Origin of the sequence: Pseudomonas sp. C 49-2 (genome assembly GCF_003970195.1) — a bacterium.
Taxonomy (GTDB): domain Bacteria; phylum Pseudomonadota; class Gammaproteobacteria; order Pseudomonadales; family Pseudomonadaceae; genus Aquipseudomonas; species Aquipseudomonas canadensis.
In genome coordinates this window covers 1-25,266 of record NZ_RXYG01000003.1, presented here as the reverse complement: position 1 = coordinate 25,266, position 25,266 = coordinate 1, and the positions used below count along the sequence as shown (strand labels likewise).

Here is a 25,266-nt window from a genome sequence, read left to right as displayed (position 1 = left end):
CGTCACGGCACGCCCATCACCAGCACACCGCTGCCACTGATGGGCCCGGCGGCAGGTAGGGACCCGGCGCGCCGAACAAGCGTAAACGTCACATCGTCGCCCCCCACGCTGTTGGTAATACGGGTCAGGAACGAACCGTTGACTTGAACCGCAGACCCCGCACGAACAAGCGCCGTGCCTATGTCCGGGTTGGTCATCGTCAACAGGTGACTGTTGAAGGATGACGGGGTGCCTTTATAGGAGATGGTTATCGGTGTACTGATCCCGCCGTTCGGGCATGAGTAAGTGAGCCTGCGGTCGCTGCGGATGGACGTTGTCAAAGGATCGGTGCCTATTGCACGCTGGTGGACGTTACCGAAGTTGATGTCGATAGGGTTGTTGTTGTTGATCGTGCAGGTTGAAGGGGAAATGGAGAAGTTATTGGCGGCGGTGTACGTAATCATGAGCCCCCTCCTCTCGCTATTATAATTGTTTGTCTGGTTGAGCCGTAACACACCAAGAACGTCACCTATTCGAACGTCGATAGGGTTCGTCGGGTTGTTGTTTACCAAAATGTAGGGCGTTACATCGATTGGGTAAGCCGCGCCGTTATTGGCTAAGGTCGATATCCGAATGTTATACGGAACAGGGGTGTTGTAATACGCTCCGTTTATTCGTAAGCCGGTGCCTTGGCTGGCGAATTTGGGGCCGGCTGTCCAAGGAGCACCGGATATAGCCGCAGTTCCCCAATAGTCCTGAAATGTCGGATACGGCTGGCCAGGTGTGAACCGGCACTCCAATCTCACCCCTTCAAGGATAATGCGGGTTGTGTCCGAACCAAGCCGGACAGTGACGGGAACCTGTAGAGGCAGGGTTCCGTCAACCGCTATCCACGGTCCACCGTTCACACGGCAATCAGCCGCTCGGACGGTCGTAGCAATCCCCATTACGACGAGAAGCACCATGATTCCATCATAAAGTCGTTTCATTTTTTTCTCTCATTGCGACGCTACCCAGACCTTGCCCTGCGAGCAGCCTGGATAGAGTTGAGGTTTGTCTGCGGCGTTTACGGATAGTCCAACGTAAACGTGGAGGTCACCGTAAAGGCGCCGTGCCCGATGGTTTGATCGTTGATGGCCCGCGGCTCGCCCTGCACGTAGGCCTTGAGCTCGATCACATTGCTGCCATTGCTCAACACCTGTTCATCGCTGACGGTATTGAGGGGGAGTGGTTTGTTGCTTGGCGTCTCCAGGCCAACTCCGATCCCCGAGGCGCCACTGCCACCATCCAGCGCGAACAGCCCCGGTAGTGCGGTGTTTTCCCGGCCACCGAACTGGATGGTGACCGTGTTGCCAATCGTGGTATCGCAGTCCTCCAGGTGCACCTTGAAACCCTTACCCTGCGTGCGCGTGTTGATGTAAAGGTGCTTGCTGGTAACGTCCCAGAGTTCCAGGGTGATGGCCTCGTCGCCAGGGCGAATCGTGCAGGCCTCTTCAACCAGGTTGCCCTTGAGGCTCAGGTTATCCGCCGCATACGCCTTGGGCGCCAGGCCGCAGGTCAGCACAAATGCCAACCCGGCACATGACCAAGCCTTGTGAACGCTTTCATGTCGCATCGACTCAGCTCCTACTCGTATTCGGCCAACAACGTGGCCACCGCTGCGAACCTGGCGGGGGCCAGTGTTGCACCGGGCTGTTTGACGGGCACCACTTCCAATACCGGCGGTGAAGGCAGAGATATGTCCAAGCGCGTATTGAGTGGAAACGGCACGTTGTTCTGATACAGCCGGATGCCCAGCGCAGGCACATTGGTCTGCACCGCTGAGGCGTCAAACGACGTGGGGGACCCGTTCACGCTCAGCTTCAGTTCCCACGGCAGCGTGGCCGGGCCGCAACTGATGGTGTAGGCGAGCCCTTTGCGGTATTTCACACCGTCGACGCGCTTGACCCCGACATCGCCGAAATCCACTTCAATCGTGTTACCCGCGTCAATCGTGCAGGGCGGTGGCTCGTTCAGCGTGCCACTGAAGGTCAGGTTGGCCGACGCTGCACTGCATAGGCCGATGGAGCACAAGGCGAGCAACGCTCGCTGCTGCCAACAGGTCATTGATCATTCCTCTTCATTGATAGTCGACCACCAGGGTGGCGGTCGCATCAAAGGCCCCTCCCGTCAGTGTACTGCCCGTGCGTTTGATGGGTACCGCCTGCACCACCGGAAAGTTTGGATAGGTAAAATTCACGGCGGTATTGAGCGGCCAGTCGTCGCCGTTCACGAACAGCTTTACGCCAAGGTCCGGCTTGCGGGTCACGAGCACGCGGTTATCAAACGCAGCACCCGTGCCTTTGAGTTCCAGGGTCAAGGCGTTGCTGAAAGGCGAATCACAGGTGACGGTATAGGGTACGCCGCGGCGGTAATTCACCCCGTCGACCCGTGACGTCAGCAGGTCATTGCCAAACGGCACATCCAGCGTGGTGCCGTTGTTAATGACGCACGGGGGCGGCGCGATGATGACCGCGCGGATGGTCAGATTGGTGTCGGCCTGCACACCTTGGCTGACCGCCCATAGCAGGCCGCCACCGAGGAGCACGGCCCGTGAGCCGGTTGACTTAGCCATTGTTCTGCCTTCACTCATAATTGAGCCTGAAATCCACCACGGCCCGAAATGCCCCACTGGTCAAAGGCGCGGAGGTGCGCGTGGGTTGAACACTCCAGGTCTGGGTGCTGCCGCCCAAGGGCAAAAACAACGGTTCGCCCCTTGAGCCAAGACGGACATCGCGGCCCTGTGCATCAGTCAGGCGCAGGCCCATCCCGGTGACACCGTGCACTTTGACCAGCCGGGGATTGTCGGCATCGGCCGGGGCAAGAAATGCCACCGAGAGCACGGGTTGGTAGGCGCTCCATGTCAGGTTCCCGGTTCGCTCACTACGAATGCTGCCGGCGGTGCGTTGGCAATCGGCAAACCGCAGCTGAAAGGCCACAGGTGTTGCCTGATCACCGGGCCGTTGCAATCGGCTGGTCGACACGGCGCCCAGGTCAATCGTTTGATGCAGTGAGGTCATCTCCAGACTGCACGGGATTTCGTGCATGGACCCGGTGACGTTCAACATCCCATTCATGCCCTCCACATCCTCGCCATCCTGAGCCTGTAAGCCGCCTGCCAAGGCCAGTAACAGGCCGCCCACGACTTTCACGTTGTGCGACTTCATGATTTTCTCCGGCAACAGGCGCTACTCATTGGCCGCGGATGCTTGCGCGTTCACTTTGCAAGCGTTGCCACTGCAGATGAAAGCCATCAGCGGGCGTCCGCCGTAATCATTCACGTAGGCCAGATAGGGGGTGGTGCCGAGTGCCTTGGCCGTCGGCCCCAAGGTCAGCGAGCCCTTGGGCGGAACCATCAGCGGCTCGAAGCCCGGCACGGTTTTGCCGTCCTTACTGCTGCGTGCATCCACCAGGGTCACGTAGTAAGGCGTCGGGTTGTTCACCCGATAGCGCTCGCCCTCAAGGCTGAGGGTGAGTTTTTCCTGCCAGGGGTTGGACAAGTCTTGCTGACTGGGCGTGATGGCTTGCGGTCGGTAGAACAACTTGATGCGGGTTTGCAACGCAATTTGCAGGGTGTTGGCTTTATCGCTGCGCGGCGGAATCTCCCTCAAGTTGAAGTAATAGACCGTCTCTCGATCCTGGGGCAACAATTTGGCCGCCGGCAGCGCCTGAACTTTCACCTGGCTTTGTTTGCCAGGTTCCAAGCGCTGAACCGGTGGAAGCACGATCAAGGGCGAGGTGATCTTTTGACCGGTTTCATCCTCAATCCAACCCTGAGCCAAATACGGCAACTGGGTGTTGTTATTGGTGATGTTCACGCTGGTGGCCTCTTTGCCGCCATCAAAAATCACGCGGGTACGATCCAGCCCAACTGCGGCATAAGCGCCCTGGCTCAAACCTAGAACCAGCAGTGCAAATGCCTGCACGGTGAGGGGTGTATTCAGCGTCATGAGGATGTTGTCTCCGTATCGAGTGGCTTGCCGGTCAGCACTGCCGGGGCGGGCGAGGATGGGTCAGCGGCTATCCGCTGACAGTTCAATTGCAGGGCATCGGTCAGGCCATCAGCGGGCAAAATGACAGGGAGCGTGAACCTGCATCGCTCGGCACCGCCCCAACTGACGACCATCTGCTCGCCGGCCTGAATGCCGCTCAGGTAGACGCTGCCAGCGTCATTCACAATCCCGGTGTCCTGGTGCTTCATGTTTTTCACGATCGCGCCGAAGGGCGGCGTGCTGCCATCGTTTAGTTGCAGAACAGCCATCGCCTTCTCGCCGGCAATCACCTCCAGCGAGCGATAACCAATAGCCCCCTCGGTGAGTGTCAGTTGCGTGACGGACTGAGTGGCCTCGACGTTGCTCGGCAAGCTCTCCAGGTCGACACTGGCCGCCGTGCGCTGATAGCTGCTGATATCGGCAATGACCGCCTTGCCGAAGGCGTTGCTGCGCGTCGGTGTGCCGTAACCGCGCACGGGTACATCGGGCACTCCGGCGGTATCCAGCATCAGACGGGTGCCGCCGGTACTGGTAGTACGATGCAGTGCTGCACCGTAAGGCGTGAGCGTGCCACCGCCGCGGGCAGACATGCTCAGGGTGCTGTAATTGCCTTCTTGCTGGCTGGCGCTGAGGTTGATGTCAGCCTGATCGCCCACATGACTCAAGTAACCGCTGGCAGCGTTGTCGCTTGCACTGAGCTGGTAGCTGCTACGCTCATCGATTCGATCGCTGTAGCGCGTTGAAAAACGGTTGGTCCCTGCACCTCTATTGGCATCCAGCGACAATGTGCCAGTGGGCCCCAACGGCAAGCTCACCGTCAGCGATACGCCGTTATCCTTATAGTTGTAATCCTGCGTCCGATAGGTGTTGAGGGACAGGCTCAGGTTCCTGACAGTGCCTACATTAAAGTAGCGCGACACCGACAGGTTCCAGCGATGAGTGTCTGGCCGGTCCCAGTAAGTCTGCTTGTTGTAACTGGCATAGACGGTGGCTCCCAGGTCACGAAACTGTTTATTGACCGTCACCGTATAAAGGGCCTTGCTGGCGCCAATTGGCTTCCCACTCTCGCTGTAGTGGCCATATTGGTCGTAGCCCTCGCCGCGGCGCTCGCCGTTCCTGCCGAAATGCCGAGCATCCAGGTACTCACTCATGCTCAGAAAGTTTTTCTCGGAGAACCGGTAACCCGCGAAGGTCACTTGGCTGTCGTACTCTTGAAAGTGCTTGGAATATTGAAGGCGGTAGGATTTACCCGAGAGCGTCTCGTTCCACACGTTGGCGTGGGATTGCGTGACATCCAACGATACGGCCCCGAACGCCAGCAAGTCGCGGCCCCCCCCAATGGAGAGCGCCCGATAGTTGTTATCGCTGATGCCGCCGCCAAACAGAGACCAGCCATTACTGACGCCCCAAGAGAACTCACCCGTGCCAAAAAAGTCACCTTCGGCGCCGTACTGGAGATTGGACGGTCGCCCGCTTGCCAGCTTGTAACGCACTCGCCCCGGGCGCGTCAGGTAGGGAACGCCTGCCGTATCGACTTGGGAAATGTGTACCGAACCGTCCTGCTCTTCCACCCGCACATCCAGCCTGCCACTGACGGCGTCATTGAGGTCCTGAATGCGAAAAGGGCCCGCCGCCACAAGCGTTTCATACAGCACACGCCCCTGTTGGCTGATGACAACTTTCGCATTGGTTTTGGCCACGCCAACCACTTCCGGGGCATAACCGCGCAGGTTAGGTGGCAGCTGGCTTTCATCCGAGTTGAGCGCCGCACCTGTAAAGCGGAAGCTGTCAAACAGGTCCGAATACAGATAGTCCTCGCCCACAACCAAGCGCGCCCTCAGCGCTGGAATGGCGCGATAAGCGTAGTAACGGCTCCACTCCAGCCGCTGAGGACTGGGCGCCCCGTCGCGGCCTTTTTCGACACGTCCCTGCCAGTCTGCCCGCAGGCGCCAGGCCCCGGCATTGGCGCCGAGCGTTCCGTTACCCGTGAGGTTATTACGAGCCCCGTCGTTCTTTCGGTAGCTGGACAGCGCGGTCAGATTGTAGTCAACGAGCAATCCCGGCACCCCTTCATCCCAACGCGAGGGCGGGTCCCAGTTAATGTCGCTGTACTCGAGGTAAGCTTGGGGCAGGCTGATGCTCAGCGTGGCGGTAGCCAGGTCGCCACTGACCTCCATGCCTGGCAAGCCTTGAATATCCAGGCACTGCCCGCTTTTCCACCAGGTAAGGCTGGCCGCGCCGGACGCCTTGAGGCCCAACTGTTCCACCAGGCCTGGTGATAAGCAGGCTTGACTGCCTTTGGGATCATTATCCGGTGGGTAAAACGCCACCGACTGCTCAGACAGAGGCTGAGTATTGATCTGCACGACCATCGAGTAAGTACCCGGCAGAATGAACCCGCTGCGCGCAAACTGAGACAGGTCAATATTGGAACGATCACTCAGATCAAGAACGTCGGTATTGAACTCGATATCCCCGGCACCCAATGCGGTACCCGCCAGTGATATCAACCCGCCAAAAAGGCTTGGGCGCAGCGTATTTCTGACCTTCGATGTATTCAACATGCAAGCAGCCCATCAATGTTCAAAAGTATTCCAACTTGAACCGCACTGCGGCGTTGTGAGGCCCGGCTGCCAGCGGTAATCCATTGCCAACCAGGCGCAGCGTGTAGTGAAGTGTCATATCGCCCGCCACCAACGGAAGCAGCGCCATCGGCACACCCGGGACACCCTCCTGGCCCGCAGCGTCCTCGATATGCAGGGCCACTCCCTGCGAGCTGCCGAAGAGAGCAAACGAGCGCCCTTCTCTGTCGGTGGGCGCATCAAACGTCACACGCATGTGCTGCCAGTCCGGCAGGTTCGCACCGGGCCGTGAGGGGTCAGGACGCGTTAATGAGCAATTGACCAGGCGCAACTGGAAGGGATGGATGTCCCCCCGCGCGTTTCGCAAGAGCCGACCGATGGGCTCGGGGTTCATCTCGATGACTTGATCGACACTGGCCAGTTCCAGCCCACAGGCTGAGTCGACAACTTCACCTGCGAGCGTGACCACACCCTCGCCTTGCGCAGGCGCCTGGGCGACAGCGCAAGGGCTGATGAGCATCGTCAATGAAGAGGCAATAGCGAGACTTATAACTGTGTTCACCTTTATCTCCCGCCAAGTTCCCCCCACCACCGCAGTGGCGGGGGTAAAACTTACTGATAAGCCAAGGTGAAGTTGGTGACTGCGCTGAATTCACCAGGGACGATTGGCGCGGTCGCGGCGCCTTGTACATAGGCACCGAATTCCAACGTGTTATTACCGGTGGAAATAGCTTGCGGGGTGGTAGCGACACCCAGCCCGATAGGTTTACTGCCATGGGTCATCATGATGCCCACGTTACCCGCGCCTCCCACCGTGCCGATTGCACCGGGGACGGTGCTTGATGGCGCAGCGGTGAAGGTCGTGGTGACGGTGTTATCGGTGAGGCCGCTCAAATCGCACCCTTCAAGCTCGATCAGCACGCGCCGTGCTTCAGACTTGCCTCCCTTTTCCAACTGGTGTTTGGCAATCGCACCAAGGTTGACTGTCTGATCGACAGAGTCAGGCTTGATCGAGCAAGCACCCGAGTGGACCGACCCCATGAACGTCACCGTTCCATCGGCGGCATGAGCAACGGAAGCCGAACCCACCAGCAACCCGATAGACAACAGCGCAGTGTTCATTTTGGTTTTCATTTGCACGTACTCACACAGTATTGAATGTCATGTAGAAACCCTTCCGCAGGAGTGCGTAGGACTCAGTCAGCATCGATCGAGATATGGCGTCTGATTTGATACAGCTAAAAGTGCGAATCACGTCATTAAGCGCGAAGCAACTTTTCCAACTATTTGTATTGCAGATCAGCATCCGTTCGAAGCGATGTAAGTTTCCATCTGATACGTTGAGTACGTAAGCCGGGTAATTCAGACAGCGGCGTAGTCTTGTTATACCGAGAGATATAGGAAAAGTGTGGCAATTTGCCAAAACATGGGAAATGCCTGTAAGAAGAGAACTACACGAACATTAATCATAAAGACTTAGTGCAGTACCTGTATGTAAGAACCGGATTACAAGGAGATTCTGTAAAAGACTTCCTGAGTTGGCAAAATCTTCGGATACCAGTCGCCGTGCCTTTAGATGATGAATCCGGCCTGGTGCATAGCATGGTCGTCACGGTAGCCAATGTTGCGGACGCCACGCAGGTCGAAAAATTGCTGCACTGCGAGGAAAACGTGATCTGCGCTGATGCCGGTTACACCGGGGCCGAGAAACGCGAAGAGCATGCAGGGCGCGAGGTCATCTGGCAGATTGCAGCCCGTCGCAGTACTTACAAAAAGCACGGAAAACGCAGTGCCATATACAAAGCGATACGCAAGGTCGAGCCCCCGTTTCGGGTGATCAAACGCCAGTTCGGTTATGCGAAGGCGCGCTTCCGAGGCTTGGTGAAAACACTGCACCGATGGTGACGCTGTTCGCCCTGTCGAACCAGTGGATGGCGCGTCAACATGTGTTGGCGAACGCAGGAGAGGTGTCCGTGTGATACAGGAAATAGCTGCTGCGCAGAGGCTTACTGTGCCCAATGGGCCTGAAAAACCGAAGAGCATTGATCAAATTCTGATGTGCGTCGTTTTTTTGAAGTGCTGACCGCTCGATAGCCGGAAAATACCTGGCTATTTCAGACCATCCTTAAGCAATGCTCGATAAGAAATGTCAGCGGTGGCGAGGGGCGACATCCAGCCCGGATGCCGCTTCCAGGCTCGCCAACAACACACCCGTCAAGGCCGTGTAATCAGAATGACCGCCAGAGACTGCACCGGGGGCGCAGGTAAAGCTGCTCGGCGCTCAACGTGCACGCCGTGAAGTGTGCACCCAGCCCCCTCTCAGGCGAACAGGCTGTGGATTTGATCCAGAGACCGATGGCGAAGCGCTGCGATGGAGTCGGCTTGACTCATAAATTGCTTTCTTGCAGAGGGAGCATGAAAGCCAAGGCCTGTGCAGCGACCCACGGCGGTAGACCATTATCTGCGCTGGCCCCGATTCAAGGCGCAAGGAAGTCGAACACGATATGGACCGTGCCGTAATACTCCCCGGGTTTATAACCGCCCACGGGCTCAATCGCCGCGACCTCCAGTTCCGCGCGCCGGCCCACCTGGGCCTCTGCAGCCTTGACCACCTCGGTACTGTCCAGAGTCAGGGGAACCAGGTTGAACAGTACCCGCAAGTCGATCCGGTTCCGTCCGTCGAACAGATAGGCCTCAGCACCCAAGCGTGCGGCGACCCCGCCGGAAAGGTTTTTCACATCGAAATTCTTGCGCAGGCGACTCAACTGGGAGCTCACCAGGTTCCACGTAAGCACTTGATCATGCCCCATCCAATCGGGCTCCGAAGGCAGGACATAGGCCTCATGAACAGGAATCGTCACCGACACCTCGAACACGTGGCGCTCCTCGATCGCCCAGGCAGAACCGGCGGTAAACACCAGTACCGCCAACACCGTAAGCCTTGTCAGTTGCTTGAACATCGTCATCACCCGTTACTGTCGACTGTGATCAACTTTTTCTTCTGCCCTTCAATCATTTGAAAGACGTAGGTGCGCTCGGCCTTTTTCTCGAATACCAACTGGCGTCCTGGCATGACGTGGTGCTTGGTGGTCGGCAGGCAGTCGTTTTTTGCCGTCGCAGAGCAGTCGCGAAACTCATCCAGCACCACCACGCTGTTGCCGTTGTTACGCAGTTGGTACTGGCCAGCCGTCTCTTTGACCTGCGTATCGAAACGTGTGTTTTTCGGCCGCACGAAAAACACCGTGCCGTAGCCCGCCATGACGTTGACCCCCGCCGCCAAGCTGTCCTTGTATTCGGCGCGCTCTTCGTCGGTGACGGTGAAGTTGTCGTCCTTTTCCGGTACCACCGGGATGAAACGCACCCGGAAATAGCGCTCCTTATCCCGCGGCCCCATGTACAACAGCCGTGTGCCCTGGCGCCCATTGGCCGGCACGATCAGCCGCGCCGGGCTGGCCATCAGACCATCGCGACTGGTGGTCTTGCCCTCGTTGTCGGCCAGCGACGCTACCGGCACCTCGCGGTGCGTGCCGTCGGCGTTGTAGATGATCTCCAGCACATCGACCCGGATAAACGCCGTGCTTGTGCCGGTGTTGGACACGCGCTTGAGATAGGAGCTGCGGTCCTGCTCCAGATAGTCATACACCACCCCGACGTTGATTGCCGGCGCCGCCTGGGCCCCCAGGGCATAAAGGAACATCCCGATCCATAACACTGCATGTTTCATGTTTGATTACGCCTCAATGATTGAACACAGCCCGCGGGCCGGTACTGCGGATGGCCGTCTAGACCTGCGAATCCCAGACCACGGTCACCACGCCCGAATAAGTACTCCCCGGCCGCTTGAGCATTTCGCCCATGTCGTCTCGCTGCACCTCGAAGTGCAGGCTGCCCGGCCGGTCGCTCACGTAATGCAAAGGTTGGAACAGCTCGCTGCCGACACCATCCAGGCGCAGCGGCAATTTGTTCACCGCTTGCCCGTACTGGTCGACCAAACCGCTGGGCAAGGTCACGGCGACCTGCAGCGGTACGTCATCACCCTCGGCATTGCGCAGGCCGCAGGTGTTGCCCATGACGATCGAGCATTCGAGCTGCATCTTGAAACGCGAGCTGCTCGCAATGCGGAAGGTCTGGTCGCGGTACAAACGTGCCGGTGCGCGCCCATGGTTGAGCCAGGCCTGCCAGCCGCCCTGGGGCATCAACTCGATGCGGTTGCCGCCGGGTGGAATGTCGACCTTGAGGGCGTGTTCCACGGACAGCTGGAAGTTGAACGTGGCGACGCTGTCCGCACTTTCCATGACATCACCAAAGTCGAAATCACCGCCCGGGCCAATCGTATAGCTGATGCCCCCGATGTATTCACCGGAAAACATTGCAAGCGGGTTCGGGGTCCTGAGTTCGTAGGCGTATTCAAGCGCCGAGTATTTCATCCAGGGAATCTCAGTGCCGGCCGTCACATTGCATGCACCGGCATTCTCGGGGACCAGCCAGAAAACCAACGCAAAGAATGTCCCAGCCGCAAGATAGTTCACCCCCTGGCAAGGGGGCGGTGCATTCCGCCAGTGCGACGACCAATTGGGCGTGATGGTGCTCGCCCAAGCAGAGACACCGGGAGGACGAGGGATATCCCAATGCACGCCAATACCGGCAATGCGCATTTGAACGGTCTCGATTGCTCCAGTCGCACGGTGGGTCACTTGAAAATCGCGCCATTGCGAAGGAACCTTGAAATAGGCGCTTTTACGCGGTTCGGCGTAAGCAACGATTGGCTGATTGGACCTAGCGCTGAAGGCTCGGCGAATAGTGAAAATATTCATCGCCTTGCACCGCGCAGGAATATGCCAGGGGCAAATCCCGCTTTCCGGCGTGGTGTTTTGAAACTTGTTGACCATCGGGTTGCTCGGATCGGGGCGGAACACGGCGGTGATATCCTCGACAAATGCCTGCGCCGGCGTGCTGAACAGGCCCATGAAGAGGACGAGTACGCAACAAGATCCCAAGGCACTTCGGGTTACGGCAACTAACTTCATACATTCTCCGGTTCAAAGATGCGGGCAGCCGTCAGCCAGCGATTCCTGCGTTGAGGTTGGCTTCGGCCAGCGAGTCGGGCGTGCAGCGCAGATCACCGATCATCAGCACATCGCTTTCATTCGGCGCGTTGGCCGGGTCGAGGCGAAACTGGCAGAGCAACTGGTTCTGGTAGCGCACTTCCAAGGTCGGTGAGCTGGCGCTCATTTCCATCGAGAAGAACCCGTCCACCTCGCTGACCCCGCGGCTGGCATGGTTGATCACGTGATGGCCTTTGAGAGGTCGGCCCTGGGCGTCGAGCAGGCGCCCCAGTACCGAGACGGTTTTCATCACCGTGACTTTGCGGTAGTCCACCCCACCCTTGTTCAGGTGGTAGCGGGTACGCGCCGGCTGGATATTGGCGGCCGGCGGGTGGTTGCCCTCGAAATCGAAGTTGACGGTGCTGCTCTTGTAGGCCGACAGCGGCACAAAATTGCGACCGGGGCGCAGCACCGCGCCACCGCCACTGAAGTCGTCGGCACGCAAAGTGATGGCGTCGAGATCAGTCTCGACATCGATGATCATCCCCGCACCCGTGCCGTGGTACTGGCTGGTCAGCAACGCCTTGTCGGCACCCGCCACAAACGTGCTGTTGAGGTTCAAGCCACCGGTGAGTTTGTTGTTGAACGAGCTGCGCTGCAGGTAGCCGTCACCGCTGACCGTGTCCGTCGTGAAGCTGGCTGTGCCTGATAGGCCAACGCCATAGGTGTCGGTGATGGCGGTGGCCGAAACGCTTTGAAGCACGTGGTCGGTGAGGTCCTGACGATAGGTGACCGAGGCATTGTTGTCGCGACCGCCATCACGGGCAGTGCGGGTGCCGACACTGCCGGACACTTGCCGACCGTCGGTGCCCAGAGCCAGGCTCAAGGTGATGTCGATGCCACGGTTGCGTTGATCGTCGGTGCCACTGGTGCCCGGCCGATCAAACGCCGAGAAGCGCCAGTTGGCGTCATGGCCCAGCAAGGTGCCGCGACGGTTCCAGCCCAGGTCCAGGCCGGTGCCCTCGACGTTGCCTTCGCTGTGGGACAGGCGCACGTTCCATGAGTTGAAGGCATCGACGCGGTGGTTGACCGACAACGCCGAGTGGCTGGTTTCGCCGACGAAGGTATTGCGCCGCAACCGCGTGCCGTCAGGCAGCGTTTCATAGGTATCGCGGGTGTCGAGCCAACTGCGGTTGTGGCTGAACACCAGGTTGGTGGCACCCAACGTGTAGAGCGCCTGCAGGTCCATCCCGGTGCCGTGTTCCTGGGTTTTGTAGAGGTTGGCGTAGAGGCTGGTGTTGTTGGCCACGGTCCAATCCACCGAACCGCCGTATTGCAGTTGCTCACGTACTTCACGCGCCGAGAGGCCGAGGATCACCCGCGGGTGCAGCAGGTAGTTGACGGACGCACCCGCTGTTACCGCCCCGGAAGCCTGCTCATCCCAGTTACTGAATAATTTGGTCTCCCGGCCGGCAAACACGTTGTAGCGCCAGCGGTCATCAGCGTTGCGCCAGTTGCTCGGCTTGTACACCAGCTCCTGGGTGGTGCTGACGGTCATACCGTCCTCCACCAGGCGCACTTCCACCTCATAAATACCGCCGGGCAGCGGGCGCGTATCCAGGGTCTGCAAACCGGCGGCCACCGACTGGGTATTGATCAGCAGGCCGTTGCGGTAAATCTCCACGGCGGCCTGCCGGTTGGCCGTGACGTAGATCGGATAGACACTGGCCTTGGCGTCGTTGATCGCCAGGGTGTCGGAGCTGCCATACATCACCCCCAACGCGGTGTCGGGGCTGGCGCCGAAACTGCGCAGTTGGCGGGTCAGGCCATCGGAGTTGGGAGTGAAATGCCCCAGTCGCAGAAAACGCCCTTCCAACTCACGCTGGCTATAAAGCTCGTGGATCGCGTGGCGCAGTTGCTCCTCATCGCCACTCTGGCGAGCCAGTTGCAGGTTGAACACCTGGCTCCAGTTACCCAGGCTGGCACTGGCCTGCAAACCAAACCGCCCACCGAGGTCTTCATCCTGGCCGCCATTGAGGTTCAATTGATTGTTAATGATCAAGCCACGGCTGCCGCCCTCAGGCTGCGCGTAATAGCGCGGGGCGTCGTCAGCGTGCTCGACGTTTTGCGTGATGATCGAAAGCTGTGAACTTTCAAGGCTGTAGTGGGTAGACAGCATTTGCTCGGGGCACGACTGGCTGCAGGCGCCCAGGGCCACGCCCTTCTCAAGGATGGCCTGCCAAGTGTCGCGAGTCGCCATGGGCAGTTTGCTCTCACCCACGTCGGTAAACTCAAGCAGCGTTACGCGATCATCCCGGGACAGCACGATCAACGCCTCGCCCAGCCATTGCTGGTCAAGATCGACCCGCACCGCCAGCGGGACATCGAAGAAGTGATCACTGAACCCCATGGGCAAGTCTTGGGCCTGGGCGATCAGACTGCCAGGGTTCTCAGCACCAGAACTCGGCGCCGCCAGGACACCCATACAAATCAGCAGCGCGAGCGCCGCCGCGATGTGAGTCATCGGGAACATGAACTAATACTCTGAATGCCAAATGACAAGAATGAAAAGCAGGCCGGCGACGTCTGGAAACGCCCGCCGGCCTGCTGATGCGACGCCCTTTAGTACTGGACTAAAAGGCGCGGGTTAGCATCAAAGGGCTGGCAGTACCGCGTCGAATACCAGCGGCATGACGCTGGTGTAGCTACCGCGCTGGGTTGCCGACGGCTTGGCAGCGGCAATACGCAGTTCGGCTCCCAGGCCCGGGGTGGAGTCTGCGTCGTTGACAACTTCCTGAGGCGTGCCCGTCAGCACTACACCGTTCAGGGTGGCGGTCAGCGGGATGTTTTGAGTTGCGTCACCGTTGAACAGCATGGCCGGGCCACCGTCGATGTAGGCATGGATCGAACCGTTGGTATTGCGCATGTCATAGATAGCGCTCAACGGTGCCAACTCACCATTGGCCAAGTTGTAAGCCATGGTCTCATCCCGGCCCCAGTTCGGGTCGCGCGGTTGTACGTGGAACACGGTGGTAGGGATGCTCGCCTTGATATTGACAGTGTGGTTGGCTTCACCGGCTGCAAACGCCGTGGAACACAGCGCCAGAGCAGCCAGGGGGGCGGCAATTGCAAATTTCTTGAACATAGTCGACACCTGTTTTTGCATTGATATGAATTGCTTAAAAGTTGTGAAAGGGGTAACCCACGGCACAACTAGCGTTGGGTACTACGCGCTGATCAATGAATGAAAAGCGGAGTAATGATGGAGCAATTCAACCCACAGGAATGCCAGCCATTTCGCACAATAGCGTGGCTTTAATGTTCAAAGCTTGACTGAAAAAGATGGTATTTAGTCAAAACCTAAAGTCCACCTGAAAGAATAAACCTACAAAAATTAAACACCATTTAATATTATTGAAAAGGATATACAAATAATACTAAAAAACAACTTTCAGAGCTGAAAACACAATTAAAAGTTTTAGTATTGACTGTAGTACGACATGGGTGCCACGCACGCAGGGAGTTACCGTTGGTCACCTAAGCCTTTCACCGCACAAAGATATATCTTAAGTTATATCTTATCAAAACAGAGGAAACGGAATATGAGCGAGCATCCCCCCCGCGAGCACAGCGATGGCCGTGACAATTTCGAAAAACGCGCCGGGCGCGAACGCGGTGGCCGCGGCCCACGCGTATTTGCCTCCGGTGACCTCAAGCTACTGTTGCTGGCGTTGATCTCAGAACAGCCGTGCCACGGCTACGACATGATCCGCCAGATCGAAGGGATGTTCGACGGCGCCTACAGCCCCAGCCCCGGTGTGATCTACCCGACGCTGACCTTCCTGGAAGAAAGCGAACTGGTCACGAGCGACGCCGAAGGCGGAAAAAAACGCTACACAATCACCGACGCCGGTCGTCTTTCTTTAGGTGAGCAGGCGATTGCACTGGAAGGCGTGCGCATGCGCATCGATGTGAGCAAACGCTCGTTGCGCGGCCATGATCGCCCGCCTGAAATCCACGAGGCGGTGCATAACCTGCGCCATGCCTTGCAGTTGCATCACGGGCGCTGGAGCCCGGAAGAAATCATTCGTGTTGCGGCGCTGCTCAACAGCACTGCCCAAGCCATTGTCGACGGCCCGGTCGTCCCACCTATCCAGGGGAAAGCTCAATGAATACGCAAGTCATCCATCGCGTGACCCACGAAATCAAACGCCGCCGCCTGCAAGTGTTGCGGGTGGTCGACATCACACCGCGCATGCGTCGCATCACCCTGGGCGGGCCAGAGCTGGCGGGGTTTGTCAGCCTGGGTGCCGACGATCACATCAAGCTGCTGTTTCCACAGAACGCCGCCGAGCAGGCCGCGCTGGAAAGCCCGGCCTTCACCATCAAGGGCGACGGCCCACAGCCGGCCATGCGCGACTACACGCCGCGTCGCTTTGACCTGAGCATCGGTGAGTTGGATATCGACTTCGTGCTGCACGGCGATGGCCCGGCCTCCACGTGGGCCGAGCAGGCAAAGGTCGGCCAGCACCTGTACATCGGCGGGCCACGGGGCTCGATGATCGTGCCGGACATCTTTGACAGCTACCTGCTGATCGGCGATGAAACCGCCCTGCCCGCCATTGCGCGACGCCTGGAAGAACTGCCGGCGGGGCGCAAGGTGCTGGCAGTGCTTGAGATCGCCAATGCGGCTGAAAAGCAGGCACTGAAGAGTGCTGCCGATGTTGAGGTGATCTGGGTGATTCGCGGCCAGGATGATCTGCTGGATACCGTGCAGAAACTGACGCTGCCCAGTGGCTCGCTGTACAGCTTTGTCGCCACCGAGTCCAAGCTGTCACGCCAGGTGCGGCGGGTGTTGCTGGATACCCACAAGGTTAATGAAGAGTTTCTCAAGGCCGTGGGCTACTGGCGTGCCGAGGGCAGCGAAGAAGACTAAAACCCTCGAACACACTGAAGATCAAATGTGGGAGCTGGCCTGCGATAGCGGTGCATCTGTCGACTGACACTCCGCCATCGCGGGCAAGCCCGGCACCCACATTAGATTTGTGGTGGTTTCAGAAACCTGTCCAACCCTACTACTGCCAACGCAATCAGTACAAACCCCACCAATATCCCCCCGGCATTCACAAACACCTGTGGATAACCAAGAGTCCCCACATCAATGAACGGGTATTGATACTGCCCGAGCAAATCCCCGCGCAGCAGCACATAGCCAAAGTACACCAGCGGGTAGAGCACCCACCCCGCAACGTGCTTGAGCTGCAAGCTGCCCTTGGGAACGCACCGCCACCAATAGATAAAAAACAGCACCGGCATCACGTCGTGCAGCAATTCGTCGGCAATAAACTGAAAGCCTTCGGGCTGCCACAAATGCCGCAGCAACAGGTTGTAGGCCAGGCTCACCACCACAATGCTCACGGCGACCCCACTGCTGATTTTGGGCTCAAGGAAAAACCGCTTTGCGGCTGAATCGCGGTCGACCCACGCATAGCTCAACACCACCGCCGCCAGGGTGTTGGTCAGCACGGTGAAGAAACTGAAAAAGTTGATCAACCCGCCCAGCAGGCTGGCGCCAGACTCCCAGCGCGAATAAAAAATCAGGTATTGCTGAATCACCAACCCTGTCCAACCAGCCAGCGCCGCTGCTGCCACTAACCGCTTCATGGGTTCAATCCAGCGGGCGTTTGGTGCGCATCAGTTTCACGTACAACCCTTCGACTTTCTCCCGCGCCCACGGAGTTTTGCGCAGGAAGGTCAGGCTCGACTTGATGCTGGGGTCGCTCTTGAAGCAGCGGATATCAATACGCTCGGCAAGGCCTTCCCATTCGTAGTGTTCCACCAGGGTGGTGAGGACGTGCTGCAGGGTCACGCCGTGGAGTGGGTCGTTGCTTGTCGCGGTCATGCCGGGCCTTTTACAAAAAGTAGAAATACAGCCGGTCACTTTAGCACGAAGAAAAAAGTTCCCGTTCTCAACGAAAAAGAGATGTTATATTGTAACCATACCTTTCAAATCTTTTAGTCGTTTTGCCAAGGAATGTGTCTGATGTCCTTCTCTTCTCTGTGGCGCTTGTCCCCGCTTGCCGCCGCCCTGTTGATCTGCTCCGAAGCCCACGCGCTTGAGCTGCAGCCCCAAGTCATCACCGGCAACCCGCTGGGCAATGAACAGCTCGCCTCGCCCACCACCGTGCTGGAAGGCGATGACCTGACCCTGCAACAAAAAGGTAGCCTCGGTGAAACCCTGAACAAACAACCGGGCGTGTCGTCTTCGTACTTTGGCCCAGGCGCCAGTCGGCCGATCATCCGTGGCCAGGATGGTGACCGCATTCGCATCCTGCGCAATGGCGTGGGCGCGCTGGATGCGTCGTCGCTGTCTTACGACCACGCGGTGCCGCTGGACCCGGTCAACGTCGACCGCATTGAAATCGTGCGCGGCCCGGCGGCGCTTTTGTATGGCGGCAGCGCCATCGGCGGTGTGGTCAACACCTTCGACAACCGCATCCCTACCGAGGCCATCGAAGGCATCCACGGTGCCGGTGAACTGCGCTACGGCGGCGCCGACACCACCCGCAGCAGCGCGGGCAGACTGGAAGCCGGTAACGGCACCTTTGCCTTGCACCTGGACGCCAACGCGCGGGAATTCAATGACCTGAAAATCCCCGGCCAGGCACGCAGTCGGCACGCGCCGGCAACCGAAGACACTCCGGGTAAAAACGCGCGCCTGGGCAACAGTGACGGACGCCAGGACGGCGGGGCCGTGGGCGGTTCCTACACCTGGGACGACGGTTATGCCGGCTTGTCCTACAGCAATTACGACGCGAACTACGGCTCGCCGGCCGAGCAGGACGTGCGTATCCGCATGAAGCAGGATCACTACGCGTTTGCGTCGGAAATCCGCAACCTGCAAGGCCCGTTTACCTCGGTGAAACTCGATGCCGGCTACACCGACTACGAACACCGCGAAATCGAAGGTGGCGAAACCGGCACGATCTTCAAGAACAAAGGCTACGAAGCGCGCGTTGAAGCCCGCCATCAGCCCATCGGCCCGCTCGATGGCGTGGTTGGCGCACAAGTGACCCGCAACGAGTTCTCGGCCCTCGGTGAAGAAGCCTTCGTGCCGCAGACCGACACCACGGCCGGCGCGCTGTTCATCCTCGAAGAAATGCAGGCCACTGAACGCCTGAAACTCAGCCTCGGCGGCCGCCTGGAACACACCAGCGTCGACCCGGACGCCAAGGGCAACGCACGCTTTGCCGGTGCCGACAAATCCAACGATTTCACCGCCGGCAGCCTGTCTTCCGGTGCGGTCTACACCCTCACGCCGGTCTGGTCCCTGGCCGCGACCCTGGGTTACACCGAACGCGCACCGACCTTCTACGAGCTGTATGCCAACGGCGCCCACGTCGCCACCGGCACCTACGAGCTGGGCGATGCCAACCTGAAGAAAGAAAAAGCCGTGTCCAGCGACCTGGCACTGCGCTTTGACAATGGCACTCACAAGGGCAGCTTCGGCGTGTTCTACAGCCGTTTCTCCAACTACATAGGCCTGCTGGGCAGCGGTCGCACGCTGAACGATGAAGGTGAAGAAGACGCAGGCGGCATCCCTGAGTACAAATACTCCGGCGTGCGTGCACGTTTCGCCGGCTTCGAAGCCCAGGATCACTGGAAACTTGGCGAAAGCGCCTACGGTAAGTTCGCGCTGGAGTTGTCGGGCGACTACACCCGCGCCACCAACCTGGACACCGGCGAAGCGTTGCCGCGTATTGCACCGCTGCGCTTGAACAGCGGTTTGCTGTGGGAACTGGACCGCTGGCAGGCGCGCATTGACGTGGAACATGCAGCGGGCCAAGGCCGGGTGCCGGATAACGAGAGTGGCACCGATGGCTACACCACGTTGGGGGCGAGCGCGGGTTATCACTTCAACATGGGTGGCAGTCAGTGGTTGGCGTTCGTGAACGGTGAAAACCTGACCAACCAGACTGTGCGGTATGCCAGCTCGATCTTGCGCGACATTGCACCGGCGCCGGGTAGAAGTGTGCAGTTCGGCGTTCGAACCACCTTCTAAAAACACCGCAATTCTAACCTGTAGGAGCCGGCTTGCCGGCGATGGCGTCCTTGAAACCGCCATCGCCGGCAAGCCGGCTCCTACAGGTTTTGCAGGACCCTTTGCAGCGACGTTCTGTCACTGTTACCAAATCTGAAATGATGCATCTTGCGATTGACGCTTTCTCTCGACGCGCTCTCCCTTTATCCTTGCCGCAACAAACTGAAACGTTTCACGCCCGCGGTCGACCCTATCTTGCCGAATTCCCCCTCCGCCCAAGACAGCGCTGTCTTACACCGACCTGCGCCTGGGAATAAATCGCCCGCCTGTGGATAACCACACTTATCCCCAGAAAAACCGAATTAACGCTGAACCAAGCCCGTGTCGAATCGTCATCTACAGTGAAGAAACACGGGGATACATAATTCCAACGTCACGGAGAAACACACTATGAGCACTGATGGTGCTTCAAGCCCAAGCCGCCTGCTGCCCAGGTTGCTAGGCGTCTTGCTGCTGATCATGGGCCTGGCCTTGCTGGCCGGGGGTATCAAGCTGACGATGCTCGGCGGGTCGCTGTACTACCTGCTGGCCGGTATCGGCATCACCCTGACCGGCATCCTGCTGCTGGCCACCCGCCGCGCCGCGCTGGGCCTGTACGCACTGGTGCTGTTCGCCAGTACCGTGTGGGCCCTGTGGGAAGTCGGCCTGGATTGGTGGCAATTGGTGCCGCGCCTGGCGCTGCTGTTCGCCTTGGGCATCGTCATGTTGCTCCCGTGGTTTCGCCGTCCGTTGCTGCGTGGCCAACCTGCCCCGCTGGGCACTGGCGCGCTGAGCGTGGCCGTGGTGCTGGCGGGTGCTACCGCCCTGGCCAGCCAATTCACCAACCCCGGTGAAATGGTCAAGACCGGCCAACTGGACCGCGATGCAGTCCCTGGCATGGCCAGCGCTGCACCGTCACAAGCTGATGGTGACTGGAACTCCTACGGGCGTTCGGCCTACGGCGATCGCTACTCGCCACTGGCGCAGATCACCCCGGAAAACGCCCACAAGCTGGTGCCGGCGTGGACGTATCGCACCGGTGACATCCCTGGCCCGAACGATCCAGGCGAGACCACCGCAGAAAACACCCCGCTGAAAGTCAACGGCATGCTCTACGTGTGCACGCCGCACAGCCAAGTGATTGCCCTGGACCCGGATACCGGCAAGGAAATCTGGCGCTTCGATCCGAAGATCAGCAGCCAGGGTGCCGAAAACTTCAAGGGCTGGGCACACATGACTTGCCGTGGCGTGTCGTATCACGATGACGCCGCCTACGCTTCCGAGCAGAGCCCGACCGGCAGCGCCAGCCCGGCTGCCGCGCCGAATGCCTGCCCGAAACGCATCTTCGTGCCGACCGCCGACACCCGCCTGATCGCCCTCAACGCCGACACCGGCAAGATGTGCGAAGACTTCGGTGACAAAGGCCAGGTCGATCTGCGTGCCAACATCGGCAGCTTCGCCCCAGGCGGTTACTACTCCACCTCGCCACCGGCCGTGACCAAGAACCTGGTGGTCATCGGCGGTCACGTGACCGATAACGTTTCCACCGACGAGCCGAGCGGCGTGATCCGCGCGTTCGACGTGCACACCGGCAAACTGGTGTGGAACTGGGACAGCGGCAACCCGGACGACACAACTCCGTTGGCCGAAGGCAAGACCTACACCCGCAACTCGCCGAACATGTGGTCCATGTTCGCCGTGGATGAAAAACTCGGCATGCTCTACCTGCCGATGGGTAACCAGATGCCCGACCAATACGGCGGCGACCGTACCGACGAATCCGAGAAATACGCCGCCGGCTTGACCGCCCTGGACATCGACAGCGGCCACGTGAAGTGGACCTTCCAGTTCACTCACCACGACCTGTGGGACATGGACGTGGGTGGCCAGCCGTCGCTGATCGACATCAAGACCGCTGAAGGCGTGAAGCAAGCGGTGATGGCGTCGACCAAGCAAGGCAGCATCTACGTGCTGGACCGTGCGACCGGCCAGCCGGTAGTGCCGATCCACGAAGTGGCTGTACCGCAAGGCGCTGTAGCCGGCGACCGCACTTCGCCGACCCAACCGAAGTCCGACCTGAACTTCATGCCACCGCCGCTCAAAGAGCGTGACATGTGGGGCGTGACACCGTTCGACCAACTGCTGTGCCGGATTGATTTCAAATCCATGCGCTACGACGGTGCTTTCACCCCGCCATCGCTGCAAGGTTCGATCGTTTACCCAGGTAACTTCGGCGTGTTCGACTGGGGTGGCATTTCCGTCGACCCGGTACGCCAGATCGCGTTCGTGAACCCCAGCTACATGGCATTCAAATCCAAGCTGATCCCGGCCGCCGACATTGCCAAGCAAGGTCCACGCGTCAGCGAAACCGAAGGCGTGCAGCCGAACAAAGGCGCGCCGTACGGTGTGATCCTCGAAGCCATGCTCTCGCCAATGGGCCTGCCGTGCCAGGCGCCGGCGTGGGGTTACGTGGCGGCGGTCGACTTGACCACCCACAAGACCATTTGGATGCACAAGAACGGCACCGTGCGTGACAGCGCGCCGGTTCCGATTCCGCTGACCATGGGTGTGCCTAGCCTGGGCGGCACCTTCACCACCGCCGGTGGCGTGGCGTTCCTCAGCGGTACGCTCGACCAGTACCTGCGTGCCTATGACGTGAAAAACGGCAAGCAACTGTGGGAAGGCCGCCTGCCAGCCGGCGCGCAAACCACCCCTATGACCTACACCGGTAAAGACGGCAAGCAGTACGTGCTGGTCATGGCCGGCGGTCACGGTTCCCTGGGGACCAAGCAGGGTGACTATGTGATGGCGTTCAAACTGCCGGATTAAGTAACACTGGCGGTAAAACAAAGGCGACTACCTTCACAGGTAGCCGCCTTTTTTATACCGATCAAAGCGGCACCCGCTCCCGGCGCATCCACATCTCGAACGCCATGGCATTCAACGGACGGCTGATCAGGTAGCCCTGGGCGGTGTCGCAATTCCACTGCTTGAGCAGCTTGAGGCTAGGGGCGAACTCCACGCCCTCGGCGACGACCTTGAGCCCGAGGTTGTGGCTCATTTCAATGGTGGAGCGCACGATCACCCCGTCGCCACTGGTGCTGTCGAGGTTGCGTATGAAGGATTGGTCGATCTTCAATTCCTGCACCGGCAGGCGCTGCAATTGCGCCAGGGACGAATAGCCCGTGCCGAAGTCATCCACCGACAAACTGATACCGCAGCCGCGCAACTGCTCCAACACACTGAGGGCCTGTTGCGGGTTGTGCATGATCGCGCTTTCTGTGATCTCGAAAATCAGTTGCTCGGCCTCGACCTGATATTGCATCAACAGCGCAGTGACGCGAATCGCCAGGTCATCATCAGCCAAATCATCCACCGAGATATTTACCGACAGCTGAATCAACATGCCGCGCCGCGACCACTCGGCGATCTGGCGGATGGCTTCTTCGATCACCCACAGGGTCAGGCTGCCCATGCTGCCGGTGCGCTCGGCCAAGGGGATGAACTCTGCCGGAGACACCTGGCCCAAGGTCGGATGTTGCCAGCGCAACAAGGCTTCGGCCTGGCGTACATGGCCGTGCTTGAGGTCGAGTTTGGGCTGGTAGCACAGGAACAACTCACCCTCGATGGCGGCACGGCGCAGGTCGCGGATCAGGGTGATCTGGCGTTGGTGGGCCAAGTCGCGGTCCTGCTGGTAGATCTGCAAATGCCCGGGCAGGCTGGCCGCGTCATGCCGAGCGATGGCGGCGCGGCTGATCAACTCTTCCACTTGCTGGCCGTCGGCCGGGTAGGCGGCGATGCCGATGCTCACTTCGTGGCGCAACTCGTCGTTGCCAATGCGTTGGGGTTCGCTGAGCAACGCGTAGAGGCGGTCGGCGCGGGCCACGGCGCGGTCGACCTCGGTGTTTTCCAGCAACAGCAAAAACTCACTGCCGGCGATGCGCGCCGCCGTATCACTGGCCAACAGGCTTATGGACAGGCAGCGGCTGGCTTCGCGCAGCATCTCTTCGACGCCCTCGGGGCCGAAGCCTTCGTTGATCACGCGGTAATTTTCGATGCCGACATACAACAACACCACCGGCCGCCGCGCACTGATCGCACTGCCCAGCCGCTCCATGGCCAGGGCGCGGTTGGGCAGGCCGGTCAATGGGTCATGCAGGGCGTTATGCGCCAACTGCCGCTCGCGCACGGCGATGCCGCTTTGCATGGCGTTGAAGGCGCGGGCCAGCAAGCCGAATTCATCGTGGCTGCGCACCCGCACCGGCGTGCGGTAATCACCGGCACCAATACGCTCGGCCGCCTGCACCAGGGCATTGAGCGGGCGCGATACTCGTCGCGCCAGAAACAGCGCACCGGCCAACGACACCAGCAGCACCGCCAGGGCAATCCCTAGGAACTGCCGGTCCAGCGGCGCAAAGGACTCCAGGGCATGGTCGAGTGGGCTTTGCAGCAGCACCCGCACTTCATCGCCATCGCCGGTATTGGCCAGCGGCAACACCTGGCTGAGCACACGCTGGCCGTAGAACAAATGGATTTTCGGCTCGGGGTCGACATGCCCTTCGCGCAACAGGCTGAGGGTGGCTGCCTGGTAAGCATCCGGTTGAGTGCTGTACAGCTGGCCGGGCGTGCCGTTTTGCACGCTGAGGAACGACACCTCCAGATTGCTCATGGAACGCAGTTCATTGGCGAACAGCTTGTCCATGGGAAAGCCCATGACGATGCGCGCGATGGGCAACTCGTCGATCACTTCATCCTGTACCAGCAGATACGGCCGCCCATCCAGGGCCACGATCAGCATCTGCAGGCCCGTACGCCGGGCATGGCGCAGGGCGTCGTCATAGGGAAAAAGCTGGCCGCGCGTGAGGATCGGCAAAGTGCTGACCATGACCTTGCCATCCAGGCCCAGCACAAACACTTCGCTGGAACGGATGCCCGTGCCGTGGCGACGTAATGCGGCGAGAATCGGCACCGTCTTGGCTTCGGCCACGGCTTGTTTGAATGGGAGGTCGACGGTCAGCCAGTCGAGGCCGTACTGCAGGCGACGCCCGCGCAGGTCGATCAGACGCTCGAACACTTGGCTGCCGGTTTGCAGTTGGACTTGCGCCTGGTTTTCCACGGCGCGGGTGGTGGCGGTCTTGACGGCGAAATAGGTGGCGCCGACCACTACCAGCAGTAACAGCGCCAGCACCCCGGCGATACGGGTTTGGAACGTGTGGCGCCACCTCATTGCAGTGCCCTCTGGCAGCGTTCGCCTCTCTCTGCCACTACGTCCCTTTGTCATGTGCATTCCCTGCGACTGCTGACCTGGCGTCAAAAAAATATCCATTTTGATTGAATATTGGGTGTTAGGAGATTAGCTGGGACTTTGGTTAAGTGCACCCAATAAAACCGGGGAATGTTGTGGCGGTTTTTTGGCGACAAAGGGTTGGCTGGGGGGGCATATCCGTTATTTGGGTAACGGCTGAAATTGGTTCCGCCCTTACGGCGGCTCACTTTTGAAAAGCGCAAAAGTAAGCAAAACGCTCTTGCCCCAACACTCGGCACCTCGC

22 protein-coding genes and 1 pseudogene are annotated in these 25,266 nt (G+C 59.4%); 5 read left to right on the top strand and 18 right to left on the bottom strand.

What is annotated here, in order from left to right; all coding sequences use genetic code 11:
* Positions 1–2: 2 nt before the first annotated feature.
* From EJ576_RS06400 to EJ576_RS06360, 9 genes are all read right to left on the bottom strand, one after another.
* Positions 3–968 (bottom strand): fimbrial protein, encoded by a 966-nt coding sequence (locus EJ576_RS06400; RefSeq protein WP_126569863.1) that lies wholly within the window; start codon positions 966–968, stop codon positions 3–5.
* Between the two features lie 77 nt (positions 969–1,045).
* Entirely contained in the window at positions 1,046–1,594 is a 549-nt protein-coding gene (locus EJ576_RS06395; RefSeq protein WP_126569861.1) for a fimbrial protein, read from the bottom strand.
* 11 nt (positions 1,595–1,605) lie between these two features.
* Positions 1,606–2,085 (bottom strand): fimbrial protein, encoded by a 480-nt coding sequence (locus EJ576_RS06390; protein WP_126569859.1) that lies wholly within the window; start codon positions 2,083–2,085, stop codon positions 1,606–1,608.
* Between the two features lie 13 nt (positions 2,086–2,098).
* Positions 2,099–2,593 (bottom strand): fimbrial protein, encoded by a 495-nt coding sequence (locus EJ576_RS06385; protein ID WP_126569857.1) that lies wholly within the window; start codon positions 2,591–2,593, stop codon positions 2,099–2,101.
* A 10-nt stretch (positions 2,594–2,603) separates the two neighbouring features.
* Positions 2,604–3,185, bottom strand: coding sequence for a fimbrial protein (locus EJ576_RS06380; protein ID WP_126569855.1), 582 nt, complete (start codon positions 3,183–3,185; stop codon positions 2,604–2,606).
* A 21-nt stretch (positions 3,186–3,206) separates the two neighbouring features.
* Positions 3,207–3,968: a fimbria/pilus periplasmic chaperone gene (locus EJ576_RS06375; protein ID WP_123474713.1), complete on the bottom strand. Its 762-nt coding sequence runs from the start codon at positions 3,966–3,968 to the stop codon at positions 3,207–3,209.
* Positions 3,965–6,574 (bottom strand): outer membrane usher protein, encoded by a 2,610-nt coding sequence (locus EJ576_RS06370; RefSeq protein WP_158628942.1) that lies wholly within the window; start codon positions 6,572–6,574, stop codon positions 3,965–3,967. Before EJ576_RS06370 ends, EJ576_RS06375 begins: the two co-directional genes overlap by 4 nt.
* Before the next feature lie 19 nt (positions 6,575–6,593).
* Positions 6,594–7,154, bottom strand: a complete 561-nt coding sequence (locus EJ576_RS06365) for a fimbrial protein (RefSeq protein ID WP_126569853.1) — start codon at positions 7,152–7,154, stop codon at positions 6,594–6,596.
* 50 nt (positions 7,155–7,204) lie between these two features.
* On the bottom strand, positions 7,205–7,726 hold the full coding sequence (locus EJ576_RS06360) for a fimbrial protein (RefSeq protein ID WP_178083525.1): 522 nt from the start codon (positions 7,724–7,726) through the stop codon (positions 7,205–7,207).
* A gap of 432 nt (positions 7,727–8,158) precedes the next feature.
* On the opposite strand from EJ576_RS06360, the pseudogene EJ576_RS06355 reads away from it, so the two are divergent.
* A pseudogene (locus EJ576_RS06355) lies at positions 8,159–8,571 on the top strand (transposase); the annotation flags it as partial.
* A 498-nt stretch (positions 8,572–9,069) separates the two neighbouring features.
* On the opposite strand, the gene EJ576_RS06350 reads toward EJ576_RS06355, so the two are convergent.
* The 5 genes from EJ576_RS06350 to EJ576_RS06330 all read right to left on the bottom strand — a co-directional run bounded on the left by EJ576_RS06350 (position 9,070) and on the right by EJ576_RS06330 (position 14,782).
* The gene (locus tag EJ576_RS06350; protein ID WP_123474741.1) at positions 9,070–9,552 is read right to left on the bottom strand and encodes a CS1 type fimbrial major subunit; all 483 of its coding nucleotides are present in this window, start codon (positions 9,550–9,552) and stop codon (positions 9,070–9,072) included.
* 5 nt (positions 9,553–9,557) lie between these two features.
* A complete protein-coding gene (locus EJ576_RS06345) occupies positions 9,558–10,316 on the bottom strand; it encodes a molecular chaperone (protein ID WP_122723978.1) in 759 nt (252 codons plus the stop codon).
* A 58-nt stretch (positions 10,317–10,374) separates the two neighbouring features.
* Positions 10,375–11,559, bottom strand: a complete 1,185-nt coding sequence (locus tag EJ576_RS06340) for a hypothetical protein (RefSeq protein ID WP_256656590.1) — start codon at positions 11,557–11,559, stop codon at positions 10,375–10,377.
* A gap of 91 nt (positions 11,560–11,650) precedes the next feature.
* Positions 11,651–14,170 (bottom strand): TcfC E-set like domain-containing protein, encoded by a 2,520-nt coding sequence (locus EJ576_RS06335; RefSeq protein ID WP_122723974.1) that lies wholly within the window; start codon positions 14,168–14,170, stop codon positions 11,651–11,653.
* A gap of 120 nt (positions 14,171–14,290) precedes the next feature.
* Entirely contained in the window at positions 14,291–14,782 is a 492-nt protein-coding gene (locus EJ576_RS06330) for a CS1 type fimbrial major subunit (RefSeq protein WP_123474725.1), read from the bottom strand.
* 457 nt (positions 14,783–15,239) lie between these two features.
* On the opposite strand from EJ576_RS06330, the gene EJ576_RS06325 reads away from it, so the two are divergent.
* Both EJ576_RS06325 and EJ576_RS06320 read left to right on the top strand, forming a co-directional pair.
* Complete coding sequence (locus EJ576_RS06325) at positions 15,240–15,809, top strand: PadR family transcriptional regulator (RefSeq protein ID WP_126569850.1); 570 nt, start codon at positions 15,240–15,242, stop codon at positions 15,807–15,809.
* Positions 15,806–16,573 (top strand): siderophore-interacting protein, encoded by a 768-nt coding sequence (locus EJ576_RS06320; RefSeq protein WP_123474729.1) that lies wholly within the window; start codon positions 15,806–15,808, stop codon positions 16,571–16,573. The genes EJ576_RS06325 and EJ576_RS06320 overlap by 4 nt, the downstream gene beginning before the upstream one ends.
* 101 nt (positions 16,574–16,674) lie before the next feature.
* Here EJ576_RS06320 and EJ576_RS06315 read toward each other — a convergent pair whose 3' ends face one another.
* Both EJ576_RS06315 and EJ576_RS06310 read right to left on the bottom strand, forming a co-directional pair.
* A complete protein-coding gene (locus EJ576_RS06315) occupies positions 16,675–17,301 on the bottom strand; it encodes a Pr6Pr family membrane protein (protein ID WP_123474731.1) in 627 nt (208 codons plus the stop codon).
* A 4-nt stretch (positions 17,302–17,305) separates the two neighbouring features.
* Positions 17,306–17,539, bottom strand: coding sequence for a VF530 family DNA-binding protein (locus EJ576_RS06310; protein WP_012722427.1), 234 nt, complete (start codon positions 17,537–17,539; stop codon positions 17,306–17,308).
* Positions 17,540–17,680: 141 nt separating this feature from the next.
* Here EJ576_RS06310 and EJ576_RS06305 point away from each other — a divergent pair, with 141 nt between their 5' ends.
* Together EJ576_RS06305 and EJ576_RS06300 are read left to right on the top strand one after the other, a co-directional pair.
* Positions 17,681–19,699 carry a TonB-dependent receptor gene (locus EJ576_RS06305; protein WP_123474733.1) on the top strand — a complete coding sequence of 673 codons (2,019 nt, stop codon included), beginning with the start codon at positions 17,681–17,683 and terminating at the stop codon, positions 19,697–19,699.
* Between the two features lie 429 nt (positions 19,700–20,128).
* Positions 20,129–22,546, top strand: a complete 2,418-nt coding sequence (locus EJ576_RS06300; RefSeq protein ID WP_122723962.1) for a glucose/quinate/shikimate family membrane-bound PQQ-dependent dehydrogenase — start codon at positions 20,129–20,131, stop codon at positions 22,544–22,546.
* A gap of 61 nt (positions 22,547–22,607) precedes the next feature.
* Here the strand turns inward: EJ576_RS06300 and EJ576_RS06295 are convergent, their stop codons facing one another.
* Together EJ576_RS06295 and EJ576_RS29875 are read right to left on the bottom strand one after the other, a co-directional pair.
* Positions 22,608–24,944 (bottom strand): bifunctional diguanylate cyclase/phosphodiesterase, encoded by a 2,337-nt coding sequence (locus EJ576_RS06295; protein ID WP_122723960.1) that lies wholly within the window; start codon positions 24,942–24,944, stop codon positions 22,608–22,610.
* 83 nt (positions 24,945–25,027) lie between these two features.
* Positions 25,028–25,266: hypothetical protein (locus EJ576_RS29875; RefSeq protein ID WP_218570331.1), on the bottom strand; the 239-nt coding region annotated here is incomplete at its 5' end.